The organism is Nocardioides sp. Soil774 (assembly GCF_001428125.1).
Lineage (GTDB): Bacteria > Actinomycetota > Actinomycetes > Propionibacteriales > Nocardioidaceae > Nocardioides.
The window spans coordinates 247,073-267,979 of the sequence record NZ_LMSM01000005.1 but is presented as its reverse complement, the minus strand read 5'-3'; the positions used below and the strand labels follow the sequence as shown (position 1 = coordinate 267,979).

Sequence of the window (20,907 nt, the reverse complement as noted above, 5' to 3'; positions counted from 1 at the left end):
GTGCATGACTGAGGTCGCAACGCTCCTCGCCGACGACGTCCGGTGGTACGCCGACACGTTCGAGCGCGTGGTGCACAACGTCGAGACGGCCGTGCTGGGCAAGAACCACGTCGTCCGGCTCGGCCTGACGTGCCTGGTCTCGGGCGGGCACCTGCTGCTCGAGGACCTGCCCGGCACCGGGAAGACGATGCTCGCCCGAGCACTGGCCAAGTCGGTGGACTGCTCGTTCGCCCGGATCCAGTTCACCCCGGACCTGCTGCCTTCGGACGTGACCGGCGTGACGGTCTACGACCAGGCGCACGGGGAGTTCTCGTTCCACCCGGGGCCGATCTTCCACAGCGTGGTGCTGGCCGACGAGATCAACCGGGCGTCGCCGAAGACCCAGTCGGCGCTGCTCGAGGTGATGGAGGAGGGCCACGTGACCGTCGACGGCCGCACCCACGAGGTGGGCCGGCCGTTCATGGTCATCGCGACCCAGAACCCGATCGAGCAGGCCGGCACCTACCAGCTGCCCGAGGCCCAGCTCGACCGCTTCCTGATGCGCACCAGCGTCGGGCACCCTGACGCGGAGTCCACCGAGGCGCTCCTCGCGGAGTCCCGGGTGCGCGACCGGGCGGCCGGCCTGGCGCCCGTCGTCTCCGCGCACGAGATCGAGCAGATGTCACGCCTGGCCGACGGTGTCCACGTCGACCGCGCGGTGATCTCCTACGTGCGCCGGCTCGCGGAGGCCTCCCGCGAGGTGCCCGACGTCCGGATCGGCGTGTCGATGCGCGGGTGCCTGGCCTGGATCCGCGCTGCCAAGGCATGGGCGCTGGCCGAGCGACGCGGGCACGTCGTGCCCGAGGACGTCGCCACGCTGGCGCACCCCGTCCTGCGGCACCGGCTCCTGATGGCGTCGGGAGCGATGTACGGCGGCACGACGGCGGACGACGTGGTCGACCGGCTGCTGGAGCAGGTGCCCGTTCCCCGCGACCGCGCGTGAGCGAGCGGGTCAGGCACCCGGCCGTCCTCGGCGCACGGCTCGCCCGCCCGGCGAGCGTCCTGCGGATGCTCACCCCGCTGGGACGAGGGGTCGTCGTCGTCGGGCTCGTCGCGGCAGCGCTCGCCGTACGCTTCCACTGGCAGGAGTTCTCGCAGCTCGCCGCCGTCGCGCTCGGCCTGCTCGTCATCGCGGTCGTCTGGCAGGTCCTCCCGGGCGCTCCCGTCGGCGTCCTCACGCTGCGCCAGCAGCGCACGGTCGAGGGGGCCCCACCTCCCGGAGCGGTGCTCGAGGTGCACTCCGGCGCCACGCCCATGCTGTCCCCCCGCGTGGTGGTCCCGGTCGGCGATCGCGGCGTGCAGCTGCGACTGCCATTCCTGGGCCCCTTCTCCTTCCTCCGCGAGGACGTCGCGCTCCCTGCCCTGGCTCGCGGGGCGCATGCGGTCGGCCCGGTCACCTACGAGAAGACCGACCCGGTCGGCCTGGTCCGCCGACGCATCGAGACCGGCAGTGCACTCGAGCTGCTCGTGGCCCCGCGGGTGATCGACCTCCCCGTCTTCGCCGGGGGACTGACCAACGACCTCGACGGCGCCACCAGCCAGCAGCTGTCGATGAGCGACCTGGCCTTCCACGCGCTCCGCGAGTACGTCCCCGGCGACGACCTCCGCCACGTGCACTGGCGTTCGTCGGCCAAGGCCGGCCAGCTGCTGGTGCGGCAGTACCACGAGAGCCGGCGCGGGCACGTCACCGTCCTGCTCGACCCGGCGCTGTCGTCGTACGCCAGGCCGCGTGACTTCGAGCTCGCGACCTCCCTGGCCACCTCCATCGCGCTGCGTGCGGTGCGCGACGACTTCGACACCTACCTGAGGTGCGGCCCGCACCTCGCGCAGGGGCGTGACGCGGTCGCGATGACCGATGCCGCCTGCCGCTTCACCGCGGTCGCCCACGACGACGGCCTCGCCGATGCCGCCGCGGCGGCTGACTCGATCACCGGCACCGGACTCGTCGTGCAGGTCACCGGCCCCGCGCGCGAGCTGGTCAGCCTCGACGCCGCAGCCGCGCTGTTCGGGCGGGGGACCGACTGGATCGTGGTGCGTGCCGACAGCAGGGGCGAGGCCGCAGTGCGCGACAGCGGCCTGCTCCGCGAGCTCACCGTGCCCGACCTGGCCCGGCTGCCGGACCTCATGGCGCGGGGGATGCGGTGAACCGGGCGCGGAGCGACGTCGCCGACGTGGGCGCGGTGCTGGTGCTGATGACCGCGGTCCTGTCGCTCTTCGACGACACCTTCGCGGACCGCACCTATCTCGTCACCGGCCTGGTGCCGGCCGTGCTGCTCGTCGCCATGGCCCTGGTCGCCCGCCGCTTCCACGAGGGAGGCTGGTGGTACTCCCTGGCGGCGGTGCTGCTGTTCGCGCCCCTGGGCGCGCTGGTCGCGCTGCGCGAGCCGGGACCCTTCCTGGTCCCGACGTTCGACACGGTCAGCCGGGCGCTCGCGGACACCGTCCACGCCCCGGTCACCCTCGTCAGCACCGTGCCGCCCGTCGACCCGAGCGGGTCGGTGATGCTGGTGCCCTACGTGATCTCCTTCCTCGCCGTGTTCCCGGCGGCCTGGCTGGCGCTGTCCACCTCGCGCCCCCTCGCTCCTGCCGCGCCGCTCGTGGTGGCGCTGGCGGCCACGATCCCGCTGGGCGTCCTGGTGCCGACGCTGCTGGTGCCGCGGGGGGTCATGGTCGCGGGGCTCGTGCTGGTCTGGTCCGCGGCCCGGGCGCGCCGCACCGAGACGCGCGTGGGCGGCACCCGCGGGTCGGGGGCAGCCGCGACCACTGCGGTCCTGACGGTGGTCGCGATGTCCGCGCTGGCGGTGCTGGTGGTGCCCGACGACGACGTGTCGGACCGGGTCCTGCTGCGGGGGGAGGGCAACAGCCCGCTCGTGGCCGACGCCGCGGCGTCCATGCTGCCGCCGGGCAGCGGGCGCGACGACCTCAGGCTGTTCAAGGCCTCCGGTGTCCCGGACGGGCAGCGGTTGCGCATCGCTGCGCTCGACCTCTACGACGGGCACGCGTGGGTCGCGGCCGAGGAGTCCCCGGGCTCGGGCGGCTACGGCACGTTCAAGCGGATCGGCAGCGAGGTCGCTCCGCTGCACCCGGGCACCACGGTGGTGGTGCGCGTGCAGTTCCGCCCCGGTTACTCCAGCGACTGGCTGCCCATGCTCGGTGAGCTCACCGCGCTCCACATGGACTGGAACCCGGGCCGCACCGACGTCACGGACGTGCGCTACAACCAGGCCACCTCCAGCGCGCTGGTGGTGGGCGGGGTCGACGTGCGCGACCAGTACGCCTTCGAGTCGGTGGTGGGCGACGACAGCGTCAACCGGCGCGACGCGACGCGCGAGCCCACCGACGCGCAGCGCCAGCCCGACGGGGCCTTCCTCGACCCCTACCTGCGCCCCTTCGACCGCGACGAGCTGCTGCCCCTCGAGCGGGTGCTGCTGCTCGCGCGCTACCTGCGCGTCAACGGCACGGTGCGCGAGACCGAGGCGTTCGACCAGTCACCGGCCATGCTCGGCGAGCGCATGCTCGCGGCCCGGAGCCTCACCGGCTCGCAGTTCCAGTACAGCGCGCTCATGGCGCTGGCCGCCTCCCGCCTGGGCGTGGCTGCGCGCGTGGTCAACGGGGCCGCGCCGGGTCCGCGAGGCCTGGTCGACTACGGCGACATCACCTCGTGGGTCGAGCTGCAGTTCGCGGACGGCTCGTGGCGCACCCTGGACCCCGAGCGCTACGTCGGGTCGCACGTGGCGGCCGAGGGCACGGCGCCCGCGCGGCTGCCCGACGCGGCGAGCTTCGTGCGCGAGCAGCTGGACGACGCGGCTCGCGGCGGCGACCGCGAGATCCAGCCGTCGGACTGGGACCCCGACGCGGGCACCGGCCGGTCGCTCCCGGTCTGGGCGGTCACGGGCCTCGCCGCAGGTGTGCTCACCGGCCTCGTGCTGCTCGGGTGCCTGCTCGTCGCGGCCGCCAAGGTGCTCCGGCGGCGCCGTCGCCGGACCGCAGGTGGGTGGTCCGGGGTCTACGTCAACGCCTGGCAGGAGGTCCTCGACGCTGCCCGGGACCGGGGCACGCCCGTCCCCGACGGGTGGAGCCGGGTGGCCCAGGCCAGGCGCCTCGGCGCGCCGCTCGAGCTCGCCCGTCGCGCCGACGCGGCCGTGTTCGCCCCCGTGCCGCAGCCGGCCGACGCGGGTCGCGACTTCTGGGCCGACTGCCAGCAGCAGCGGCGCGCCCTCCTCGACGAGGTCGGCGTACGCCGTCGGCTGTGGGCGCACGTCAACCCGGCGTCGCTGCTGGCGGGGTGGGCGCGTGGGCGCGCAGCCTCAGCGAACGGCGAAGTGCGACACGAAGATCGCCGTCCCCGGGGTCAGCACACCGCGAACGCGTGACCAACCGCCCCACACCCGGTCGTGCCCCGCGGGCCACTCGGGCTCGACGAGGTCGCTCAGGGTGAAGCCGTTGCCCGCCAGCAGGCGCACCCAGTCACCCAGCGTGCGGTGGTGCTCGACGTAGGCGACGACCCCGGTCGCGCCGTCGACCTCGACGTAGGGCGTGCGGTCCCAGTAGGACTGGGTCGCGGTGAGCCCGGCCTCGCCCGGGTCGTCGGGGAACATCCACCGGGTCGGGTGCGTCACGGAGAAGGCGAACCGGCCACCCGGACGCAGCACCCGGGCGACCTCCTTCACGGCCCGCTCGATCTCGCTGACGAACTGGAGCGCGCCGAAGGAGCAGAAGACGACGTCGAAGCTCGCGTCGGCGAACGGCAGGTCGGTCGCGGTCGCGCGCACGGACGGCACGGCCACGCCGGTCTCCTCGTCGAGGCGCAGCGAGTGCTGGAGCTGCCGGTGCGACAGGTCGAGCCCGAAACCTCGGCCCCCGTGAGTCGCCACCCACCGTGAGCACTGGCCGGCGCCGCTGCCGACCTCGAGGACGTCGAGGCCGCTCACGTCGCCGAGGACCTGCAGGTCGTCCTCGGTGTGCCCCTCCGGGCCCCAGACGAAGCCGGCGTCGCCGAGGAAGGCGCCGTGGGTGGCCTGGTACTCGTCGGCGTAGCGGTCCCAGTCGGGGCCGTTGGCGTCGCGCGACTCCCGCTCGGAGACCGGACGACGCTCGACGCGCACCGACTGGGGCAGGTGATCCTCCACGTCACGAGCCTAGTGCCGGTGCGGCGCGGCGGTGCGCCAGTCGGGTCGGGTCGGGTCACCGACCCCTGTGCGACCATGCGTGGCGTGAGCGAGCCGCGGTCCTCCGTGACGCCCTTGGCGGGTGGCCACTCCGGCCGCACGTTCGTGGGCGAGGCGGGTGGCGAGCGCACCGTCGTACGCATCTATCCGCCGGGTGACGGGCGTGGCGCGACGGCCCCGGAGGTCGACCGCGCGGTGCTGCACCTGGTGCGGGGACTGGTGCCGGTGCCCGAGGTCGTGGAGCTGGTGCGCGAGCACCAGGCGTCCGGTCGGCCCGGGCTGCTCGTGACGAGCTGGATGCCGGGCGTGCGCGGCGACCTGGTGCTCCCGGGCCTCGATGCTGCCGGGATGGAGCGCCTGGGCCGCGCCATGGGCACGACGGCCGCCACGCTCGCCGGCATGCCGTGGCTGCGGCCCGGGCTGTTCGTCGACGCCGAGCTCACGCTCGGTGACCTCCCCGGCGCCGGGCTGCCGGAGTGGGTGGAGTCCCGCCTGACCCGGTGGGAGGCCACCGCCCGCGCGCGGCTCGCGGAGGTCGCCGAGCCGGCGCAGGCCGTGCTGGACGCGGTGGGTCGCGCGTGCCTGGTGCACGGCGACCTCAACCCCAAGAACGTGCTGGTCGACCCCGACACGCTGGGTCTCACCGCGGTGCTCGACTGGGAGTTCGCCCACGCCGGGCACCCGTGGACCGACGTGGGCAACCTGGTGCGCTTCGAGCGCCACCCGGCCTATGTCTCGGGCGTCGTGGGTGCCTGGACGTCGCTGCGCGGGGGAGACGAGCGGCAGCTGCTCGACGGGGCCCGCGCCGCGGACCTGTGGGCGCTGGTCGACCTCGCGGCCCGCGCCGGCGACAACCCGGTGGCCGACCGCGCGGAGCGGCTGCTCAGGGCCGTCGCCGACAGCGGCGACCTGCACGCCTGGCCCTTCGCGACCTGAGCCGTGCGCGGACGTCCCCTGAGCGTGGGACGAGCGTGCGCCCCGGTTGGACGCAGCGTGCCGCGCACGCGTAGTCTTGGGAGTTGCGCCAGACGTCTGCCCGGCTTCCATACCGAGCGAACCCCGGCTCGCCGAGACCTCGTCAGTGACCCGTCACCGTCGCGGCCCAGTGAAACAGACGGTTGCGCGCGTCCGCACGACTCCATCCATCCAAGGAATTCCTTCCCATATGACGAGCACGCTCTCCACTCTTCCGGACTACGACGCCCCTCAGGTGGCGATCAACGACATCGGGTCCGAAGAGGACTTCCTCGCGGCGATCGACGCGACCATCAAGTACTTCAACGACGGTGACATCGTCGACGGCACCATCGTCAAGGTGGACCGTGACGAGGTCCTCCTCGACATCGGCTACAAGACCGAGGGCGTCATCCCCTCGCGCGAGCTGTCCATCAAGCACGACGTCGACCCCAACGAGGTCGTTTCCGTGGGCGACAAGGTCGAGGCCCTGGTCCTCCAGAAGGAGGACAAGGAAGGCCGTCTGATCCTGTCCAAGAAGCGTGCTCAGTACGAGCGTGCCTGGGGCACCATCGAGCAGGTCAAGGAGGAGGACGGCGTCGTCGAGGGCACCGTCATCGAGGTCGTCAAGGGCGGCCTCATCCTCGACATCGGCCTGCGCGGCTTCCTGCCCGCCTCGCTGGTGGAGATGCGTCGCGTCCGCGACCTGCAGCCCTACGTCGGCCAGACGCTCGAGGCGAAGATCATCGAGCTCGACAAGAACCGCAACAACGTGGTCCTGTCGCGTCGCGCCTGGCTCGAGCAGACCCAGTCCGAGGTCCGCCACGGCTTCCTCGCCCAGCTCCAGAAGGGCCAGATCCGCAAGGGTGTCGTGTCCTCGATCGTCAACTTCGGTGCGTTCGTGGACCTCGGCGGCGTCGACGGCCTCGTGCACGTCTCCGAGCTGTCGTGGAAGCACATCGACCACCCGTCCGAGGTCGTCGCCGTGGGCGACGAGGTCACCGTCGAGGTCCTCGACGTCGACATGGACCGCGAGCGTGTCTCCCTGTCGCTGAAGGCGACCCAGGAGGACCCGTGGCAGCACTTCGCCCGCACCCACCAGATCGGCCAGATCGTCCCGGGCAAGGTCACCAAGCTGGTGCCCTTCGGTTCGTTCGTCCGCGTCGAGGAGGGCATCGAGGGCCTGGTGCACATCTCCGAGCTCGCCGAGCGTCACGTCGAGATCCCCGAGCAGGTCGTCCAGGTCAACGACGACGTCATGGTCAAGATCATCGACATCGACCTCGAGCGTCGCCGCATCTCGCTGTCGCTCAAGCAGGCCAACGAGACCGCTGCCGCCGCCGACGTGGAGGAGTTCGACCCCACGCTCTACGGCATGACCGCGACCTACGACGAGCAGGGCAACTACGTCTACCCCGAGGGCTTCGACCCCGAGACGGGCGAGTGGCTCGAGGGCTTCGACGAGCAGCGTGCGGTCTGGGAGGACCAGTACGCCAAGGCGCACGCGCGCTGGGAGCAGCACGTCAAGCAGCAGGCCGAGGCCAAGGTCGCCGAGGCCGAGGCCGGCGAGGCGACGTCGTACAGCTCCGGTGGCGACGCCGAGGCCGAGACCGGTGGCGACACCGGCGGCTCGCTCGCCTCCGACGAGGCGCTGCAGGCGCTCCGCGAGAAGCTGACCGGTGGCCAGGCCTGATCGCCTGACCCGCTGATCTGACGCACTCACACGTACGGCCCGCCGGGACTCCCGGCGGGCCGTTCGTCGTGCGGGGGCGACTCGGGTAGAACTGGCGCATGGCAGACGAGGCAGAGCAGGCAGACGAGCCGGGCCGGGGCAGGACCGCGCTGGTGCTCGGTGGCGGCGGCATCACGGGCATCGCGTGGGAGCTCGGCATCCTGGCCGGCGTGGCCGAGGCCGGGGTCGACCTGAGTGACGCCGACGTCGTCGTCGGCACCTCGGCCGGCTCGGTGGTCGGTGCGCAGGTGACCAACGACGTGCCGCTCGCCGACCTCTACGCCGCGCAGCTCGCACCTCCCGACGCCGAGCTCGGCGGCCGGCTCTCGCGCATCGCCGCACTCAAGCTGGCCCCGCCCTACCTGCTGCCCGGCAGCGGGCGCGACAAGCTGGCCCGGGTCGGCCGGGTGGCCCACGCCGCACACCGGCCCGGGAGCGTCGACCGGGAGGGCGTGATCCGCTCGCGGCTGCCCGTCCACGGCTGGCCCGACCGCGACCTGCGGATCACCGCGGTCGACGCCGAGAGCGGGGAGTTCACCGTCTTCACGGCCGACTCCGACGTCGACCTCGTGAGCGCCGTGGCGGCAAGCTGTGCGGTGCCCACGGTGTGGCCTCCGGTCGAGATCGGCGGACGCACCTACATGGACGGCGGCATGCGCTCCACGGCCAACGTCGACGTGGTCGGCGACGCGGACCGTGTGGTGGTGCTCGCCCCGCTGCCGCGCTCGTTCAGCCGGAGGACCTCGATCCGTGCGCAGCTGGAGAAGGTGGGCCCGCGGGAGTGGTCGGTCGTCACCCCGGACGCCGACGCGCTCGCTGCGTTCGGGCGCAACCTGCTCGACCCCGCCAAGCGCAAGGTCGCGGCCGAGGCGGGGCTGCGCCAGTCGCGCGACCTCGTCGACGAGCTGCGCCACGTGTGGGGCGTCTGAGTCGACGTCAGGCCCAGTGCTCGGCCAGCACGTCGCGGCGTACCTTGCCGGTGGCCGTCATCGGCAGTGCGTCGAGCCGCACGTAGTCCTTGGGGCGCTTCGCGGGGGCGAGCACCTCGCGGGCGTGGGCCCGCAGGTCGTCCGGGCGCGCCGTGCCGACCACCGCGGCGCACACGCGCTGGCCCCACTCCTCGTCGGCCACCCCGAACACCGCGACGTCGTCCACCCCCGCGTGCTCGCGCAGGGCGTTCTCGACCTCGAGGGGGTAGACGTTGACGCCGCCGGAGATGATGAGGTCGGTGCGCCGTCCGTCGAGGTGCACCCACCCGCCCGCGTCGATGCGACCGACGTCGCCGACCGTGAACGCGGGGCCCGCCGGGGTGTCGCGCCACGCGGCTGCCGTCTGCTCGGGGGCGCCGAGGTAGGTGAAGCGGGCGTGGGGTGGCACCGCGCACCAGATCCGGCCCTCGTCGTCGGTGGTGAGCACGCGACCCGGTCGGGCGCGGCCGACCGTGCCGGGGTGGGCCAGCCAGTCCTCCGAGCGGCACGCGGTGAACTGGCCCTCGGTGGAGCCGTAGAACTCCCACGTCGACCCGTCGGGGAAGAGCTCGAGCAGGCGCCTCTTGGTCGCCGGCGGGCACGGCGCGCCTGCGTGCGCGACGAGCCGGAACGACGACAGGTCGGGGACCCCGACCTCGTCCCAGTGCGCGAAGAGACGCCGCAGGTGGGTGGGCACGCAGAACATCGTCGTCGGGCGGTCGCGGACGATGGCCCGCGTGACGGCGGCGGGGTCGAACCTGCCCGGCACCACGATGCGGCCGCCGGCGAGGAGCGTGCCCATCGCGAAGCGCAGAGGCGCTGAGTGGTGCAGGGGGCTCAGCACGAGGTTGACGTCGTCGTGGGCGAAGCCCCACAGGTCACGCTCCTCGGCCACCAGCGCCGCCGCATCGGTCTGGTCCAGCAGTCCCGACCAGACGCCCTTCGGTGTGCCGGTGGTGCCGCTGGTGCAATGGATCGGGCGGCCGCGGGGGAGTCGTCCCCCGGCGCCGGGCAGGCGGGCGAGCAGCACGTCGACCTGCTCGGGTGCGGTGAGCACCAGGTCGGGTGCGATCGGGGCGAGGATGCGATCCCGCTCGGCATGGGTGAGGGCGGGGTCGAGCGGGACGGGGAAGACGCCCTCGGCGAGCAGGGCCAGCACCAGGTCGACGTACGACTCCGAGCCGGGGACGAGGAGCGCGACCCGCGACCCCTCACCGAGCGCCGTGTCGACCATGCGGGCATTGTGCCGGGGTCGCGTCGGGCCGACGGCGCCGGGTCCGGAGCGGCCTCGACGGCTGGATCAGCGGCGGGGGACCAGGTGCTGGCGCGCCTCGACGGGGCCGAGGTCGTCGAGCAGGTGGGAGGTGGCGGCGGGGCCGGCGAAGCGGTCGTGGCGGACATAGCTGACCAGCAGTGCGGCGAGTGCCGCGAGGGTCAGGATCAACAGGAATGCGGTCATGGCAGCAAGTCTGCGCTCATCGTCTTCCTGCCACCAGTGGCAGGAACGACAGGGTTAGTTGATTTACTGCCACCGCGGGTCCAGACTGATCGCATGCAGAAGGTCGCCGTCGTGGTGCAGGACCAGCCGGAGCCGTTCGGGCTGGGAGCGTTGTGCGAGGTGTGGGCCGAGCCCTACCACCCCGAGGACGACAACCCGGTCTTCGACTTCACCGTCGTCACCCCTCGTCCCGGCCGGCTGACCACCCGGGCGGGCTTCGACCTGGTCGTCGAGCACGGCCTCGACGCAGCCGCCGACGCCGACCTGATCTGCCTGGCGCCGAAGAGCGACCACCGCGGGTCCTCGCCCGAGGTCTCCGAGCTGCTCCGCCAGGCCCATGCGCGGGGAGCCATGCTCTTCGCGCACTGCTCGGCCACCTTCATGCTCGGTGAGGCCGGGCTCCTGGACGGACGGCGCTGCACGACCCACTGGCGCTACGCCGCGGAGCTGGCCGAGCGCTACCCCGACGCGATCGTCGACCGCGACGTGCTCTACGTCCAGGACGGCTCGATCGTGACGGGGGCCGGGTCGGCGGCCGCCCTCGACGCCGCGCTGCACGTGATGCGCCAGCAGTTCGGCGCGAAGGTCGCCGCGACCACGGCGCGCCGCATGGTCGTCCCGCCGCACCGCGACGGCGGACAGGCACAGTTCATCACCCGCCCGGTGCCGGTCTGCGAGTCCGACGCCCTGGCGCCCCTGCTGGCATGGATCAGCGAGCACCTCGACGAGGAGCTCGACGTCGAGACCCTCGCCCGGCAGGTGCACATGTCGGCGCGCACCTTCGCCCGGCGCTTCAAGGAGGAGACGGGCACCACGCCCTACAGCTGGATCCTCGGCGAGCGGGTGCGCGCGGCCGAGGAGCTGCTCGAGCAGACCGACCACTCCATCGACTGGGTGGCCTCCGAGGTCGGCTTCGGCAACGCCGCGACCCTGCGCCACCACTTCGGGCGCTCGCGCGGGGTCAGCCCCCAGGAGTACCGGCGTACGTTCCGCACGCCTGCCTGAGCCCGGGCGGCCCGTCCCGCTCCGTGGCTCCACCCCTGAGGTCGTACGACGTGCCTCGGTAGCCTTGTGCGCGTGAACGCGACTGCGCTGGCCGACCTGTCCGCCGACGACCTCGCCGCCCTGCTGGAGGAGCAGCGCGCCGCCTACGAGGATCTGAAGGCCCGCGGGCTCAAGCTGGACCTGACGCGCGGCAAGCCCTCGTCCGAGCAGCTCGACCTCTCCGACGACCTGCTGCGCCTGCCGACGTCCACCCGCGACGCCGCGGGCGTCGATGTGCGCAACTACGGCGGGCTCGAGGGCCTGCGCGAGCTGCGCGAGATCTTCGCCGAGCTGCTGTGGGTCGAGCCCGAGCAGGTCGTTGCGGGCGGCAACTCGAGCCTGACGATCATGCGCGACTGCCTGGTCGACCTGCTGCTCTTCGGCGCCGTGGACTCCGAGCGGCCCTGGAGCCGTGAGGAGACGGTGCGCTTCGTGTGCCCCGTGCCGGGCTACGACCGCCACTTCACCCTGCTCGAGAGCCTCGGCATCGAGATGGTCACCGTGCCGATGCACGACGACGGCCCCGACGCTGAGGCCGTGGCGGCGCTCGTGGCCGACGACCCGACCATCAAGGGCATGTGGATCGTGCCGACGTACGCCAACCCCTCGGGCGCGATCTGCAGCCAGGAGGTGGCGGCCCGGCTCGCGGCCATGCCGACGGCCGCGGCCGACTTCAAGATCTTCTGGGACAACGCCTACGCGCTGCACCACCTCACCGAGGACGAGGCGAAGAGCGCCGACATCCTCACCCTGGCCTCGGCGGCTGGTCACCCGCACCGGCCGATCATGTTCGCCTCGACCTCGAAGATCACCTACGCCGGCGCGGGCGTGGCCTTCCTGGCGGCCTCGCGGGAGAACGTCGCGTGGTACCTCCAGCACCTCGGCAACGGCTCCATCGGCCCCGACAAGGTCAACCACCTGCGCCACCTCGAGCTCTTCGGGTCGGCCCAGGGCGTGCGCGACCACATGGTCAAGCACCGCGAGATCATCGCGCCCAAGTTCGCGGAGGTCGACCGGGTGCTCGCCGAGCGGCTCGGCGGGCGTGGCGTGGCGACCTGGAACACCCCCACCGGCGGCTACTTCGTCAACCTCGACGTCGTGCCCGGCACCGCGTCGCGGGTCGTCGCGCTCGCCAAGGAGGCCGGCATCGCGCTGACCCCGGCCGGCTCGTCGTTCCCCTACAAGCAGGACCCCGACGACACCAACATCCGCCTCGCGCCGACCATGCCGCCGCTCGCCGAGGTCACCGCAGCCATGGAGGGCGTCGCCACGTGCGTCCTGCTCGCCGCGGCCGAGCACGCCGCCGGCCGGGACCGGTGACGGTCCGGGTCGGGCTCACCGGGGGCATCGCCTCCGGCAAGAGCTCCGTCTCGTCCATCCTCGCCGAGCTGGGCGCGGTCGTCATCGACGCCGACGCGCTGGCCCGGGAGGTCGTGGCGAAGGGCACCCCCGGTCTCGACGCCGTCGTGGCCGAGTTCGGCGATGACGTCCTCGGCCCCGACGGCGAGCTCGACCGTCCGGCGATGGGGGCCCTGGTGTTCGCCGACCCCGGGGCGCGCCGGCGGCTGGAGGCGATCATCCACCCGCTCGTGCACCGGCGCAGCGCCGAGCTCGAGGCCGAGGCGGCGCCCGACGCGGTCGTGGTGCACGACATTCCGCTCCTCGCCGAGGTGGGCCGGGCCGGCTCGTTCGACGCCGTCGTCGTCGTGGACGCCCCGGTCGAGGTGCAGGTCGACCGGATGGAGCGTGAGCGGGGCTGGTCGCGCGCCGAAGCCGAGGCCAGGATCGCCGCCCAGGCCAGCCGTGCGGACCGGCTCGCACTCGCGACGTACGTCGTCGACAACACCGGCACGCTCGACGACCTGCGGCGCCGTGTCACCGAGGTCCACGCCGAGCTCGCCGCCCGCGCCTGAGGTTTCCCGATTGCCGGGGTGCGGCCGGTAACCTCCCCCGCGTGCTCCTGACCCGCCCCCGCCTCGCCTCGATCGCGGCAGCCGCACTGCTGGTGAGCGGGTGCGGCCTGACGTCCACGTCGGAGCAGGCCGGCCCGGAGCCGTCGTCGAGCAGTCGGCCCACGTCTGCGTCCCCGTCGGTCACCGAGCAGGCGCAGGACCCCGACACCCCGACCTCGTGGGGACCGACGCTGGGTGAGCTCGACGCGGCCCGCGAGCTGGTGAGCACCTGGACCCCCGAGCAGCTCGCCGGTGGTGTGATCGTCGGGCGCTTCCACGGCACCGACCCCGAGGAGCCCGCGGCCATGGTGCGCGACCTGCACCTCGCCGGGGTCTCGGTCACCAGCGACAACGTCGTCGACGAGGCCCAGGTGCGGGCCATGACGACGGCGCTGGCACAGGCCGCGCGCGAGGACGGCCGTGACTTCCCGCCGGTGATCGGCGTGGACCAGGAGGGCGGCTACGTCTCGCACCTGCGCGGCATCGCCACGGACTTCCCGCACTTCCAGTCGGCAGGTCTCGCCATCCAGGCAGACGCACGCCTGGGGCGCCGGGTCACCCGCGCGGCCGCCCTGACCACCGGCCTGGAGCTGCGGGGTCTCGGCTTCACCTGGGTCTTCGCCCCGGTCGCCGACGTGACCATCGGTGCCGCCGACCCGACGATCGGCGCCCGCTCGCCCTCGGAGGACCCGAAGGTCGCCGCACAGGCCGTCGGCGCGGCCGTCAAGGGCTACGACGACGCCGGCATCGTCTCCACCATCAAGCACTTTCCCGGCCACGGCACCGCGACGACCGACAGCCACGACGCGCTGCCGGTCGTCGACTCCACCCTGGCCGAGATCGAGGCGCACGACCTCCCGCCGTTCGAGTCGGGGATCGCCCACCACGCGCCCGCGGTGATGATGAGCCACCTCGACCTCACCTCGATCGCGCCCGACGTGCCGGCGAGCATGGCGCCGGAGGTCTACGACCTGCTGCGCGACGAGCTCGGCTTCGAGGGCGTCACGATCACCGACTCGCTCGGCATGGGCGCGGTGGGCGGCCGCCCGACTCCCGCGCTCCAGGCGCTGGAGGCAGGTGCCGACCTGCTGCTCATGCCGGTCGACACCGCCACCACCCACCAGATCGTGGTCGACGCGATCGAGTCGGGCGAGGTGTCGCGCGAGCGCGTCGAGGAGGCCGCGGCCCGCGTGGTCGCGCTGCAGGTGTGGCAGGCACGGGTGGCAGCGCAGCGGCCCGTGCCCGTCGACGTGGTCGACCGGGCACGGGCCGCGAGCGCGGACCTGCTGTCCGCGGCGTACTGATCAAGCGTCTCGCAGCCTGAGAGTGCTTGCCTGGCAAGGCGGAGGGGCGAAGTCGACCTTTGAGCGGAGCGGGTCTTCGAGCGCCGACAACGCAGCCAGGTGCGTGCTGTCAGGCGGCGAGGTCGGGGTCGCCGGCCCGGCGGAGCTTTTGCAGGGCCTCGCGCTCGAGCTGTCGCACCCGCTCGGCGGAGATGCCGTGGCGGGCACCGATGTCGGCGAGCTTGTGCTGGCGTCCGTCGGCCAGGCCGTAGCGCGCCCGGACGATGTCGGCGGAGCGCTCGTCGAGGATCCCGACAAGGTCCTCCAGGCGCTGACGGGCCTCGGCGTCGAGGAAGTTCAGGTCCGGGCCGGGGGCCGTCTCCTGCGCCATCAGGTCACCCAGCGAGGTGTCGCCGTCCTCGTCGACGGGGGTGTCGAGCGAGACGTGGTCGCGACCCCAGCTCATCAGGTCGAGCACCCGGTCGAGGTCCATGCCGAGCTCGGTGGCGATCTCCTGCGGCTCGGGGTCGCGGCCCAGCTGGCGCTCGAGCGTGCGGCGGGCGCTGCCGACCTGGTTGAGCTCCTCCACGACGTGGACGGGGAGGCGCACGACGCGGGCCTGCTGCGCGATGCCGCGGGTGATGGCCTGGCGGACCCACCACGTGGCGTACGTGGAGAACTTGTAGCCCTTGGTGTAGTCGAACTTCTCGACCGCGCGGATGAGGCCGGTGTTGCCCTCCTGGATCAGGTCCAGCATGGGCATCTGGGAGCGGCCGTACTTGCGGGCGATCGAGACCACCAGGCGCAGGTTGGCCTCGATGAACCGGTCGACGGCGAGGCGCCCCTGCTCGGCGAGCCACTCGAGCTCCTCCTCGCTGGCACTCATCGGCGCGCCGCCCTTGCGCCGGCCGATCCGGCCGGTGTCGAGGAGGTGCTGGGCCATGAGCCCGGCCTCGATGGTCTTGGACAGCTCGACCTCGGTCTCGGCGTCGAGGAGCGGGGTGCGAGCGATCTCGTCGAGGTAGAGCCCGACGCTGTCGCGGCCCTCGATCTCACGAGTCGTGGTGGTGCGCTTGGCCTGTGCAGTGCTCATGTCGTCCTCCTGCTCCTCGTGCGACCACCCCGTGTCGCACATCTGATCCAACGCCCGTGTCCGTTGCGGGATTCCCGATCGGATTGCTCGGTGCCTTCATCAGGTCTGACGTGCCAGCGACCCGGTTGATTCCGTCTTTTCGGAACTCTCAGGGACTTCTCAGGGGTTCCCCTCCCGGGCCGAACAATGCGCCCGGCCGGGCTCAGTCCTCGGTCGGCGGCTCGACGCGGTGCAGCGCGGGGTCGTCGGAGCGGAAGCTGCGCACCGGACCGGGCGGGGTGTCGGCGGTCTCGAACCTCACCGTGACCACGCCCGACCCCGATCCCCAGACCCAGCCCCGACCCATCTCGTCGTGCACCACGTCGGCGCCGGGAGCCCATGTGCGGCTGCGCTGCTGGGGTGGCAGCACGACCTCCTCCACGTCGTCCTCATCGGTGCTCTCACCGAACAGGTCCTCCTGCACCCAGTCGGCGAGCCCGGACACGCCGACGCCGAGCAGCCGCACCCCACCGGTCGTGTCGAGGTCACCCAGGAGGGTGCGGGCGACCCGGGCGATGGTGCCGCCGTCGTCGGTCGGGCTGGGCAGCGTGCTCGACCGGCTCAGGGTCGTGAAGTCGTGCAGGCGCACCTTGATCGAGACGGTGCGTCCGGAGAAACCGTTCTTTCGCATGCGGGTGCCGACGTCACGGGCCTGCCGGGTGAGCAGGCCCTCCATCAGCCTGCGGTCGGTGAGGTCGTTGTCGTAGGTGCCCTCGACGCTGATCGACTTGGTCTCGCGCTCGGCCAGCACCGGACGCGGGTCCTGGGCGCGCGCGAGCTGCCACAGCCCGTGGCCCTGCGCCTGGCCGAGCAGGCGGACCAGCTCGTCCTCCTCGATGCGCTCGAGCTCGGCGATCGTGTGGATGCCGGCGCGCCGCAGCCGCTCGGCCGTCGCCGGGCCCACCCCGGGGATGACGCCCACCTTCATCGGGCGCAGCAGGTCGAGCTCGGTGCCGGGCGGCACCACCGTCATGCCGTCGGGCTTGTCGAGCTCGCTGGCGACCTTCGCCAGGAACTTCGACGAGGCGATCCCGACGGTGGCGGTCAGGCCGCCGGTGACCTCGTGCACGCGCTGGCGCAGCCGCTCGCCCGCAGCAGTCACGGTGGCGACCTCGAGGTCGGGCAGGTCGGCGGCGGCGAGGTCGACGAACGCCTCGTCGAGGGAGAGCGGCTCCACGAGGGGGGAGAGGTCGCGCAGGACCTCCATCACGCGCACGCTCGTCTCGCGATAGGCGTGGAAGCGGCCGCTGAGGAAGGCCGCGTGCGGACACCGGGCGCGCGCCTCGCGTCCCGACATCGCCGACCCGACGCCGTACCTGCGCGCCTCGTACGACGCCGTCGCGACCACGCCGCGTCCGCCCGTGCCGCCGACGATGACCGGCTTGCCGCGCAGCGACGGCTTGTCGCGCTGCTCGACGGCGGCGAAGAACGCGTCGAGGTCGAGGTGGAGGACCGAGGCGGTGCTGCGCATCAGCGGCGCACCCCCGGTCCGTTCACCCGGCCATTGTCGCAGCCCCCCAACCGTCCACAGGGAGTCCCTCGGACCACTTCTCCACAGCCCCCGCTGCTCGTGGGCTTGGAGGGTCGGTGGGTGCGGGAAGCGTCGTCGTCATGGACCACACCACAGACTCCCCGACACCGCCCGCCCCATCCACGACGCTGCTCAGCGCCCGCACCCCCGAGGACGTCGCCGCCTTCGTCCCGCTCGCCCTGGGCTTCGTCCCCCAGCACTCCGTCGTCATGGTCAGCATCGGGGGAGCCGGCGGCATGCACGCCCGTGTCGACCTGCCCCACGACCCCGACGACGTCGACGACGTCGTCGAGGCGCTGTTGCGCCCCGCCCGTCGGCACGGCGTGCGCGAGGTCGTCGTCGTGGTCTACGACGACGACACGAGCGTGGCCGACGAGGCCGCCTGGGCGCTGCACGAGGAGCTCACCGCGGCCGGCATCGTGGTGCGCGAGGTGATGCGCGTGCACGACGGCCACTGGTACGCCATCCTCCCGGGCGCCCCGCTGGCGGCCTACCAGGGGGTGCCGTTCACCCTCGCGGAGCACCGCTTCACCGCCCAGGGCGTCTTCGACGGCCGGGTGACCCACGCCAGCCGCGAGGCGCTGCGCGCGACCATCGCCCCCGACCCGGGGCACGCCGAGTCGCTCGCGCCGCTGATCGCGACGGCCAGGGCGATGCCGACTGGCGCCCTCGCGGCCGCGGTGCGCCGACACCTGGGCGACGGCACGTGCTTCACGCCCGCCGAGCTCGCCCAGGTCGCCCTGACGGTCGTCTCGGGCGCCCGGCGCGACGAGGCGTGGGCCTGGCTCACCCGAGCGGAGGCGCGGCGCGCGGTCGACCTCTGGTCCGACGCAGTACGTCGTCTCCCCACCGGGCACGTGGCGGCCCCCGCCGCCGTGCTGGCCTTCGCCGCCTGGCTGGTGGGGGACGGCGCCCTCGCGTGGTGCGCGGTGGACCGGTGCCGCGAGGTCGAGCCGGAGCACTCGCTCGCCGGGCTGGTTGCCCGGCTGCTCGAGTCCGCGACCTCCCCCGACGAGTGGGAGGTGCTGCGCCCCCGGCTGCACGGCAGCGCGGACCCCGCCGCGTGACGAGCGCGCCGTTGACCAGCCTTCCGGACGGTTCCCGGAGCGGGTGGGCATGGCTAGGGTTCGAGCATGGGAGAAGAGGTCGCGCAGCAGGAGTTCAGCCGGGCCGACCGGACGCGGCACCGCGAGAAGGTCCGTCGCAACCTCGACGTCTTCGCCCGGATGCTGCGCGAGGCGCGCTTCGACACCGACGACCCGATGACGGGCCTGGAGATGGAGCTCAACCTGATCGACGACGCCGGCGACCCGGCGCTGAAGAACGCCGAGGTGCTCGAGGCGATCGCCGACCCCGACTTCCAGACCGAGCTGGGGCAGTTCAACATTGAGATCAACCTCGCCCCGGCCAGGCTCCGCGAAGGGGGCCTCAGCACCTTCGAGCGGAGCCTGCGCCACTCCCTCAACGACGCCGAGGAGAAGGCGGCGAAGGTCGGCGCCCACCAGGTCGCCATCGGCATCCTGCCCACGCTCGCCGAGGGCCACATGAACCGTGCCAGCCTCAGCGCCAACCCGCGCTACAAGCTGCTCTCGGAGCAGATCCTCAACGCGCGCGGGGAGGACATCACCATCAGCATCTCGGGCCGTGAGCGGCTCACCACGACCGCTGACTCGATCGTGCCCGAGGCCGCGTGCACGAGCACCCAGTTCCACGTCCAGACCTCGCCCGACCAGTTCGCGGCCTACTGGAACGCCGCCCAGGCGATCGCCGGCGTGCAGCTCGCGGTGTCGGCCAACTCGCCCTTCCTCCTCGGCAAGGAGCTGTGGCGCGAGACCCGCATCCCGCTGTTCGAGCAGGCCACCGACACGCGGAGCGAGGAGCTCAAGGCCCAGGGCGTGCGGCCACGCGTGTGGTTCGGCGAGCGGTGGATCACCTCGGTCTTCGACCTGTTCGAGGAGAACGTCCGCTACTTCCCGGCGCTGCTGCCGGTGACCGACGAGGAGGACCCCCTCGAGGTGCTGGAGTCCGGCGGCACGCCGCTGCTGCACGAGCTGCGCCTGCACAACGGCACGATCTACCGGTGGAACCGTCCCGTCTACGACGTCGCCGACGGCGTGCCGCACCTGCGGGTCGAGAACCGGTTGCTGGCCGCCGGGCCGACCGTGGCCGACACCATCGCCAACGCGGCGCTCTGGTTCGGCCTGATCCGCTTCCTCGCCGAGAGCGAGCGGCCGCTCTGGTCCCAGATGTCCTTCTCCGCCGCGGAAGAGAACTTCCACGTGGCGGCCCAGATGGGGGTCGACGCCCAGGTCTACTGGCCTGGGATCGGTCAGGTCCGCGCCACCGAGCTGGTCCTGCGACGCCTGCTCCCGATGGCCAAGGCCGGGCTGGACTCGTGGGGCGTGCCGACCGAGGAGAGCGAGCACTACCTCGGCATCATCGAGCAGCGCTGCCAGCTCGAGACCAGCGGCGCCGCCTGGTTCACCGAGCGGGTGCGTGCCCGCGGCGGTGAGGACCGGTTCGACGCGTTGCGCGCGACGCTGCTCGACTACCGCGACCGCATGCACAGCAACGAGCCGGTCCACCGCTGGGACTGACGAGTCCCAGCGCCTGCGTCCTCACCCGGTCACGCGCCGGCGCAGCCGTCGCCACTCACGGCGTACGTCGCTGACGGGGTCGAACCAGCCCCTGCGCGTCACCACCACGAGGGCGACCGGAACGCCGAGCGCCGACGCGGCCCACGCGGAGGGCCCGAGCCAGCGCAGGTCGTCGTCGTGGGTGCTCAGCTCACCGGCCCGGGTCAGCCACAGGTAGGGCCGTGGGGTGAGCGCGGTGGCCCGACCGAGGAGGGCGAGTGTGACGTCGGCGCGCAACCCGGCGTCGGCGGAGCGGAGGTCGTCGACGTGCCGGACGCTGCGGCCGGGCACGCCGGCGTGCAGCACCGGTGCGAACCGGCGGCGCGGCTCGCCCTCGACCAGCTCGAGGGTGGCGGCGCGCAGCACCTCGTGGGTGAGCCGGTCGATGGGGGCCTGCAGCACGGGTGGCACGCGGGGCGGGCCCTGGGGGAGTGCCATGGGCCCCACCCTGCCGGAGGAGGGACCCCGCGACGCGCCTCTCCACAGGCTGCCCACGGTCGTGTGTTTTCCGTTACGGTGCCAGCAGGTCGGCGGCGAGGGCGCTGCGGCCACGAGAGGAGACACCATGGGCACCGTCGTCGTCGGATACGTCCCCAAGGCCGAGGGTGAGGCGGCCCTGGCCGCGGGCATCAGCGAGGCGAAGCTGCGTGGCAGCAAGCTGGTCGTGGTGAACTCCCACCGTGGGGGCCAGGAGTTCGACGGGTCCAAGGCCCGCGCGGTCGAGGACGACATGACGGCCATCAAGGCCACCCTCGAGGAGTCCGGGGTCGAGCACGACATCCGCCAGCTCGTGCGCGGCTTCGAGCCGGCCGAGGACCTCATCAGCATCGCGGAGGCCAATGACGCCGAGCTGCTCGTCATCGGCCTGCGTCGTCGTTCGCCGGTGGGCAAGCTCATCCTCGGCAGCAACGCCCAGCGGGTGCTGCTCGACGCCCCGTGCCCGGTGCTGGCGGTCAAAGCGCAGTAGCGG

At 72.9% G+C, this 20,907-nt stretch carries 19 protein-coding genes; 13 read left to right on the top strand and 6 right to left on the bottom strand.

The genetic code is table 11. The features are described from left to right. The first annotated feature begins 4 nt into the window (after positions 1 to 4). The 3 genes from ASG76_RS04185 to ASG76_RS04175 are packed head-to-tail and all read left to right on the top strand — an operon-like array spanning position 5 to position 4,412. Positions 5 to 982: an AAA family ATPase gene (locus tag ASG76_RS04185; RefSeq protein ID WP_056600499.1), complete on the top strand. Its 978-nt coding sequence runs from the start codon at positions 5 to 7 to the stop codon at positions 980 to 982. Next, positions 979 to 2,184 carry a DUF58 domain-containing protein gene (locus ASG76_RS04180; RefSeq protein ID WP_056600497.1) on the top strand — a complete coding sequence of 402 codons (1,206 nt, stop codon included), beginning with the start codon at positions 979 to 981 and terminating at the stop codon, positions 2,182 to 2,184. The genes ASG76_RS04185 and ASG76_RS04180 overlap by 4 nt, the downstream gene beginning before the upstream one ends. Next, positions 2,181 to 4,412 carry a transglutaminase domain-containing protein gene (locus tag ASG76_RS04175; protein ID WP_056600495.1) on the top strand — a complete coding sequence of 744 codons (2,232 nt, stop codon included), beginning with the start codon at positions 2,181 to 2,183 and terminating at the stop codon, positions 4,410 to 4,412. The genes ASG76_RS04180 and ASG76_RS04175 overlap by 4 nt, the downstream gene beginning before the upstream one ends. Here the strand turns inward: ASG76_RS04175 and ASG76_RS04170 are convergent. After that, a complete protein-coding gene (locus tag ASG76_RS04170) occupies positions 4,347 to 5,168 on the bottom strand; it encodes a class I SAM-dependent methyltransferase (protein WP_056600494.1) in 822 nt (273 codons plus the stop codon). The two genes, ASG76_RS04175 and ASG76_RS04170, sit on opposite strands and share 66 nt — an antisense overlap. Before the next feature lie 84 nt (positions 5,169 to 5,252). Here ASG76_RS04170 and ASG76_RS04165 point away from each other — a divergent pair, with 84 nt between their 5' ends. The 3 genes from ASG76_RS04165 (at position 5,253) to ASG76_RS04155 (ending at position 8,822) form a co-directional block, all read left to right on the top strand. Next, entirely contained in the window at positions 5,253 to 6,143 is an 891-nt protein-coding gene (locus ASG76_RS04165) for a phosphotransferase family protein (protein WP_235529398.1), read from the top strand. Between the two features lie 229 nt (positions 6,144 to 6,372). Next, positions 6,373 to 7,854 carry a 30S ribosomal protein S1 gene (rpsA, locus tag ASG76_RS04160; RefSeq protein WP_056600492.1) on the top strand — a complete coding sequence of 494 codons (1,482 nt, stop codon included), beginning with the start codon at positions 6,373 to 6,375 and terminating at the stop codon, positions 7,852 to 7,854. 98 nt (positions 7,855 to 7,952) lie between these two features. Continuing rightward, positions 7,953 to 8,822 (top strand): patatin-like phospholipase family protein, encoded by an 870-nt coding sequence (locus tag ASG76_RS04155; protein ID WP_056600490.1) that lies wholly within the window; start codon positions 7,953 to 7,955, stop codon positions 8,820 to 8,822. A gap of 7 nt (positions 8,823 to 8,829) precedes the next feature. Here the strand turns inward: ASG76_RS04155 and ASG76_RS04150 are convergent, their stop codons facing one another. Next, positions 8,830 to 10,095 carry a class I adenylate-forming enzyme family protein gene (locus ASG76_RS04150; RefSeq protein WP_056600485.1) on the bottom strand — a complete coding sequence of 422 codons (1,266 nt, stop codon included), beginning with the start codon at positions 10,093 to 10,095 and terminating at the stop codon, positions 8,830 to 8,832. Between the two features lie 66 nt (positions 10,096 to 10,161). Next, positions 10,162 to 10,320, bottom strand: coding sequence for a hypothetical protein (locus tag ASG76_RS18990; protein ID WP_157558932.1), 159 nt, complete (start codon positions 10,318 to 10,320; stop codon positions 10,162 to 10,164). 93 nt (positions 10,321 to 10,413) lie between these two features. Between ASG76_RS18990 and ASG76_RS04145 the strand changes: the two genes are divergently transcribed. From ASG76_RS04145 to ASG76_RS04130, 4 genes are all read left to right on the top strand, one after another. Further along, positions 10,414 to 11,364, top strand: a complete 951-nt coding sequence (locus ASG76_RS04145) for a GlxA family transcriptional regulator (protein ID WP_056600483.1) — start codon at positions 10,414 to 10,416, stop codon at positions 11,362 to 11,364. 72 nt (positions 11,365 to 11,436) lie between these two features. After that, a complete protein-coding gene (locus tag ASG76_RS04140) occupies positions 11,437 to 12,723 on the top strand; it encodes an aminotransferase class I/II-fold pyridoxal phosphate-dependent enzyme (protein ID WP_200948056.1) in 1,287 nt (428 codons plus the stop codon). Next, positions 12,720 to 13,316: a dephospho-CoA kinase gene (gene coaE, locus ASG76_RS04135; RefSeq protein ID WP_056600479.1), complete on the top strand. Its 597-nt coding sequence runs from the start codon at positions 12,720 to 12,722 to the stop codon at positions 13,314 to 13,316. The genes ASG76_RS04140 and coaE overlap by 4 nt, the downstream gene beginning before the upstream one ends. A gap of 41 nt (positions 13,317 to 13,357) precedes the next feature. Further along, entirely contained in the window at positions 13,358 to 14,659 is a 1,302-nt protein-coding gene (locus tag ASG76_RS04130; protein ID WP_056600477.1) for a glycoside hydrolase family 3 protein, read from the top strand. 109 nt (positions 14,660 to 14,768) lie between these two features. On the opposite strand, the gene ASG76_RS04125 is transcribed toward ASG76_RS04130, so the two are convergent. Then, positions 14,769 to 15,731 carry an RNA polymerase sigma factor RpoD/SigA gene (locus ASG76_RS04125; RefSeq protein WP_056601008.1) on the bottom strand — a complete coding sequence of 321 codons (963 nt, stop codon included), beginning with the start codon at positions 15,729 to 15,731 and terminating at the stop codon, positions 14,769 to 14,771. A gap of 202 nt (positions 15,732 to 15,933) precedes the next feature. Next, positions 15,934 to 17,241 (bottom strand): DNA polymerase IV, encoded by a 1,308-nt coding sequence (locus ASG76_RS04120; RefSeq protein ID WP_056600475.1) that lies wholly within the window; start codon positions 17,239 to 17,241, stop codon positions 15,934 to 15,936. 140 nt (positions 17,242 to 17,381) lie between these two features. Between ASG76_RS04120 and ASG76_RS04115 the strand changes: the two genes are divergently transcribed. Together ASG76_RS04115 and ASG76_RS04110 are read left to right on the top strand one after the other, a co-directional pair. Continuing rightward, positions 17,382 to 18,368 carry a DUF4192 domain-containing protein gene (locus ASG76_RS04115; RefSeq protein ID WP_056600473.1) on the top strand — a complete coding sequence of 329 codons (987 nt, stop codon included), beginning with the start codon at positions 17,382 to 17,384 and terminating at the stop codon, positions 18,366 to 18,368. A 66-nt stretch (positions 18,369 to 18,434) separates the two neighbouring features. Next, the gene (locus ASG76_RS04110) at positions 18,435 to 19,898 is read left to right on the top strand and encodes a glutamate-cysteine ligase family protein (protein ID WP_056600471.1); all 1,464 of its coding nucleotides are present in this window, start codon (positions 18,435 to 18,437) and stop codon (positions 19,896 to 19,898) included. Positions 19,899 to 19,919: 21 nt separating this feature from the next. Here the strand turns inward: ASG76_RS04110 and ASG76_RS04105 are convergent, their stop codons facing one another. Then, positions 19,920 to 20,375, bottom strand: coding sequence for a hypothetical protein (locus tag ASG76_RS04105; RefSeq protein ID WP_157558931.1), 456 nt, complete (start codon positions 20,373 to 20,375; stop codon positions 19,920 to 19,922). A 127-nt stretch (positions 20,376 to 20,502) separates the two neighbouring features. On the opposite strand from ASG76_RS04105, the gene ASG76_RS04100 reads away from it, so the two are divergent. Next, complete coding sequence (locus ASG76_RS04100) at positions 20,503 to 20,904, top strand: universal stress protein (RefSeq protein ID WP_056600466.1); 402 nt, start codon at positions 20,503 to 20,505, stop codon at positions 20,902 to 20,904. Positions 20,905 to 20,907 lie beyond the last annotated feature (3 nt).

Excerpts from the sequence above, each read along its gene's own strand:
- ASG76_RS04185 (WP_056600499.1), top strand. The coding sequence starts at position 5 with ATGACTGAGGTCGCAACGCTCCTCGCCGACGACGTCCGGTGGTACGCC.
- rpsA (WP_056600492.1), top strand. The coding sequence starts at position 6,373 with ATGACGAGCACGCTCTCCACTCTTCCGGACTACGACGCCCCTCAGGTG.
- ASG76_RS04155 (WP_056600490.1), top strand. The coding sequence starts at position 7,953 with ATGGCAGACGAGGCAGAGCAGGCAGACGAGCCGGGCCGGGGCAGGACC.
- ASG76_RS04150 (WP_056600485.1), bottom strand. The coding sequence starts at position 10,095 with ATGGTCGACACGGCGCTCGGTGAGGGGTCGCGGGTCGCGCTCCTCGTC.
- ASG76_RS18990 (WP_157558932.1), bottom strand. The coding sequence starts at position 10,320 with ATGACCGCATTCCTGTTGATCCTGACCCTCGCGGCACTCGCCGCACTG.
- ASG76_RS04145 (WP_056600483.1), top strand. The coding sequence starts at position 10,414 with ATGCAGAAGGTCGCCGTCGTGGTGCAGGACCAGCCGGAGCCGTTCGGG.
- ASG76_RS04125 (WP_056601008.1), bottom strand. The coding sequence starts at position 15,731 with ATGAGCACTGCACAGGCCAAGCGCACCACCACGACTCGTGAGATCGAG.
- ASG76_RS04120 (WP_056600475.1), bottom strand. The coding sequence starts at position 17,241 with ATGCGCAGCACCGCCTCGGTCCTCCACCTCGACCTCGACGCGTTCTTC.
- ASG76_RS04115 (WP_056600473.1), top strand. The coding sequence starts at position 17,382 with ATGGACCACACCACAGACTCCCCGACACCGCCCGCCCCATCCACGACG.
- ASG76_RS04110 (WP_056600471.1), top strand. The coding sequence starts at position 18,435 with ATGGGAGAAGAGGTCGCGCAGCAGGAGTTCAGCCGGGCCGACCGGACG.
- ASG76_RS04105 (WP_157558931.1), bottom strand. The coding sequence starts at position 20,375 with ATGGCACTCCCCCAGGGCCCGCCCCGCGTGCCACCCGTGCTGCAGGCC.
- ASG76_RS04100 (WP_056600466.1), top strand. The coding sequence starts at position 20,503 with ATGGGCACCGTCGTCGTCGGATACGTCCCCAAGGCCGAGGGTGAGGCG.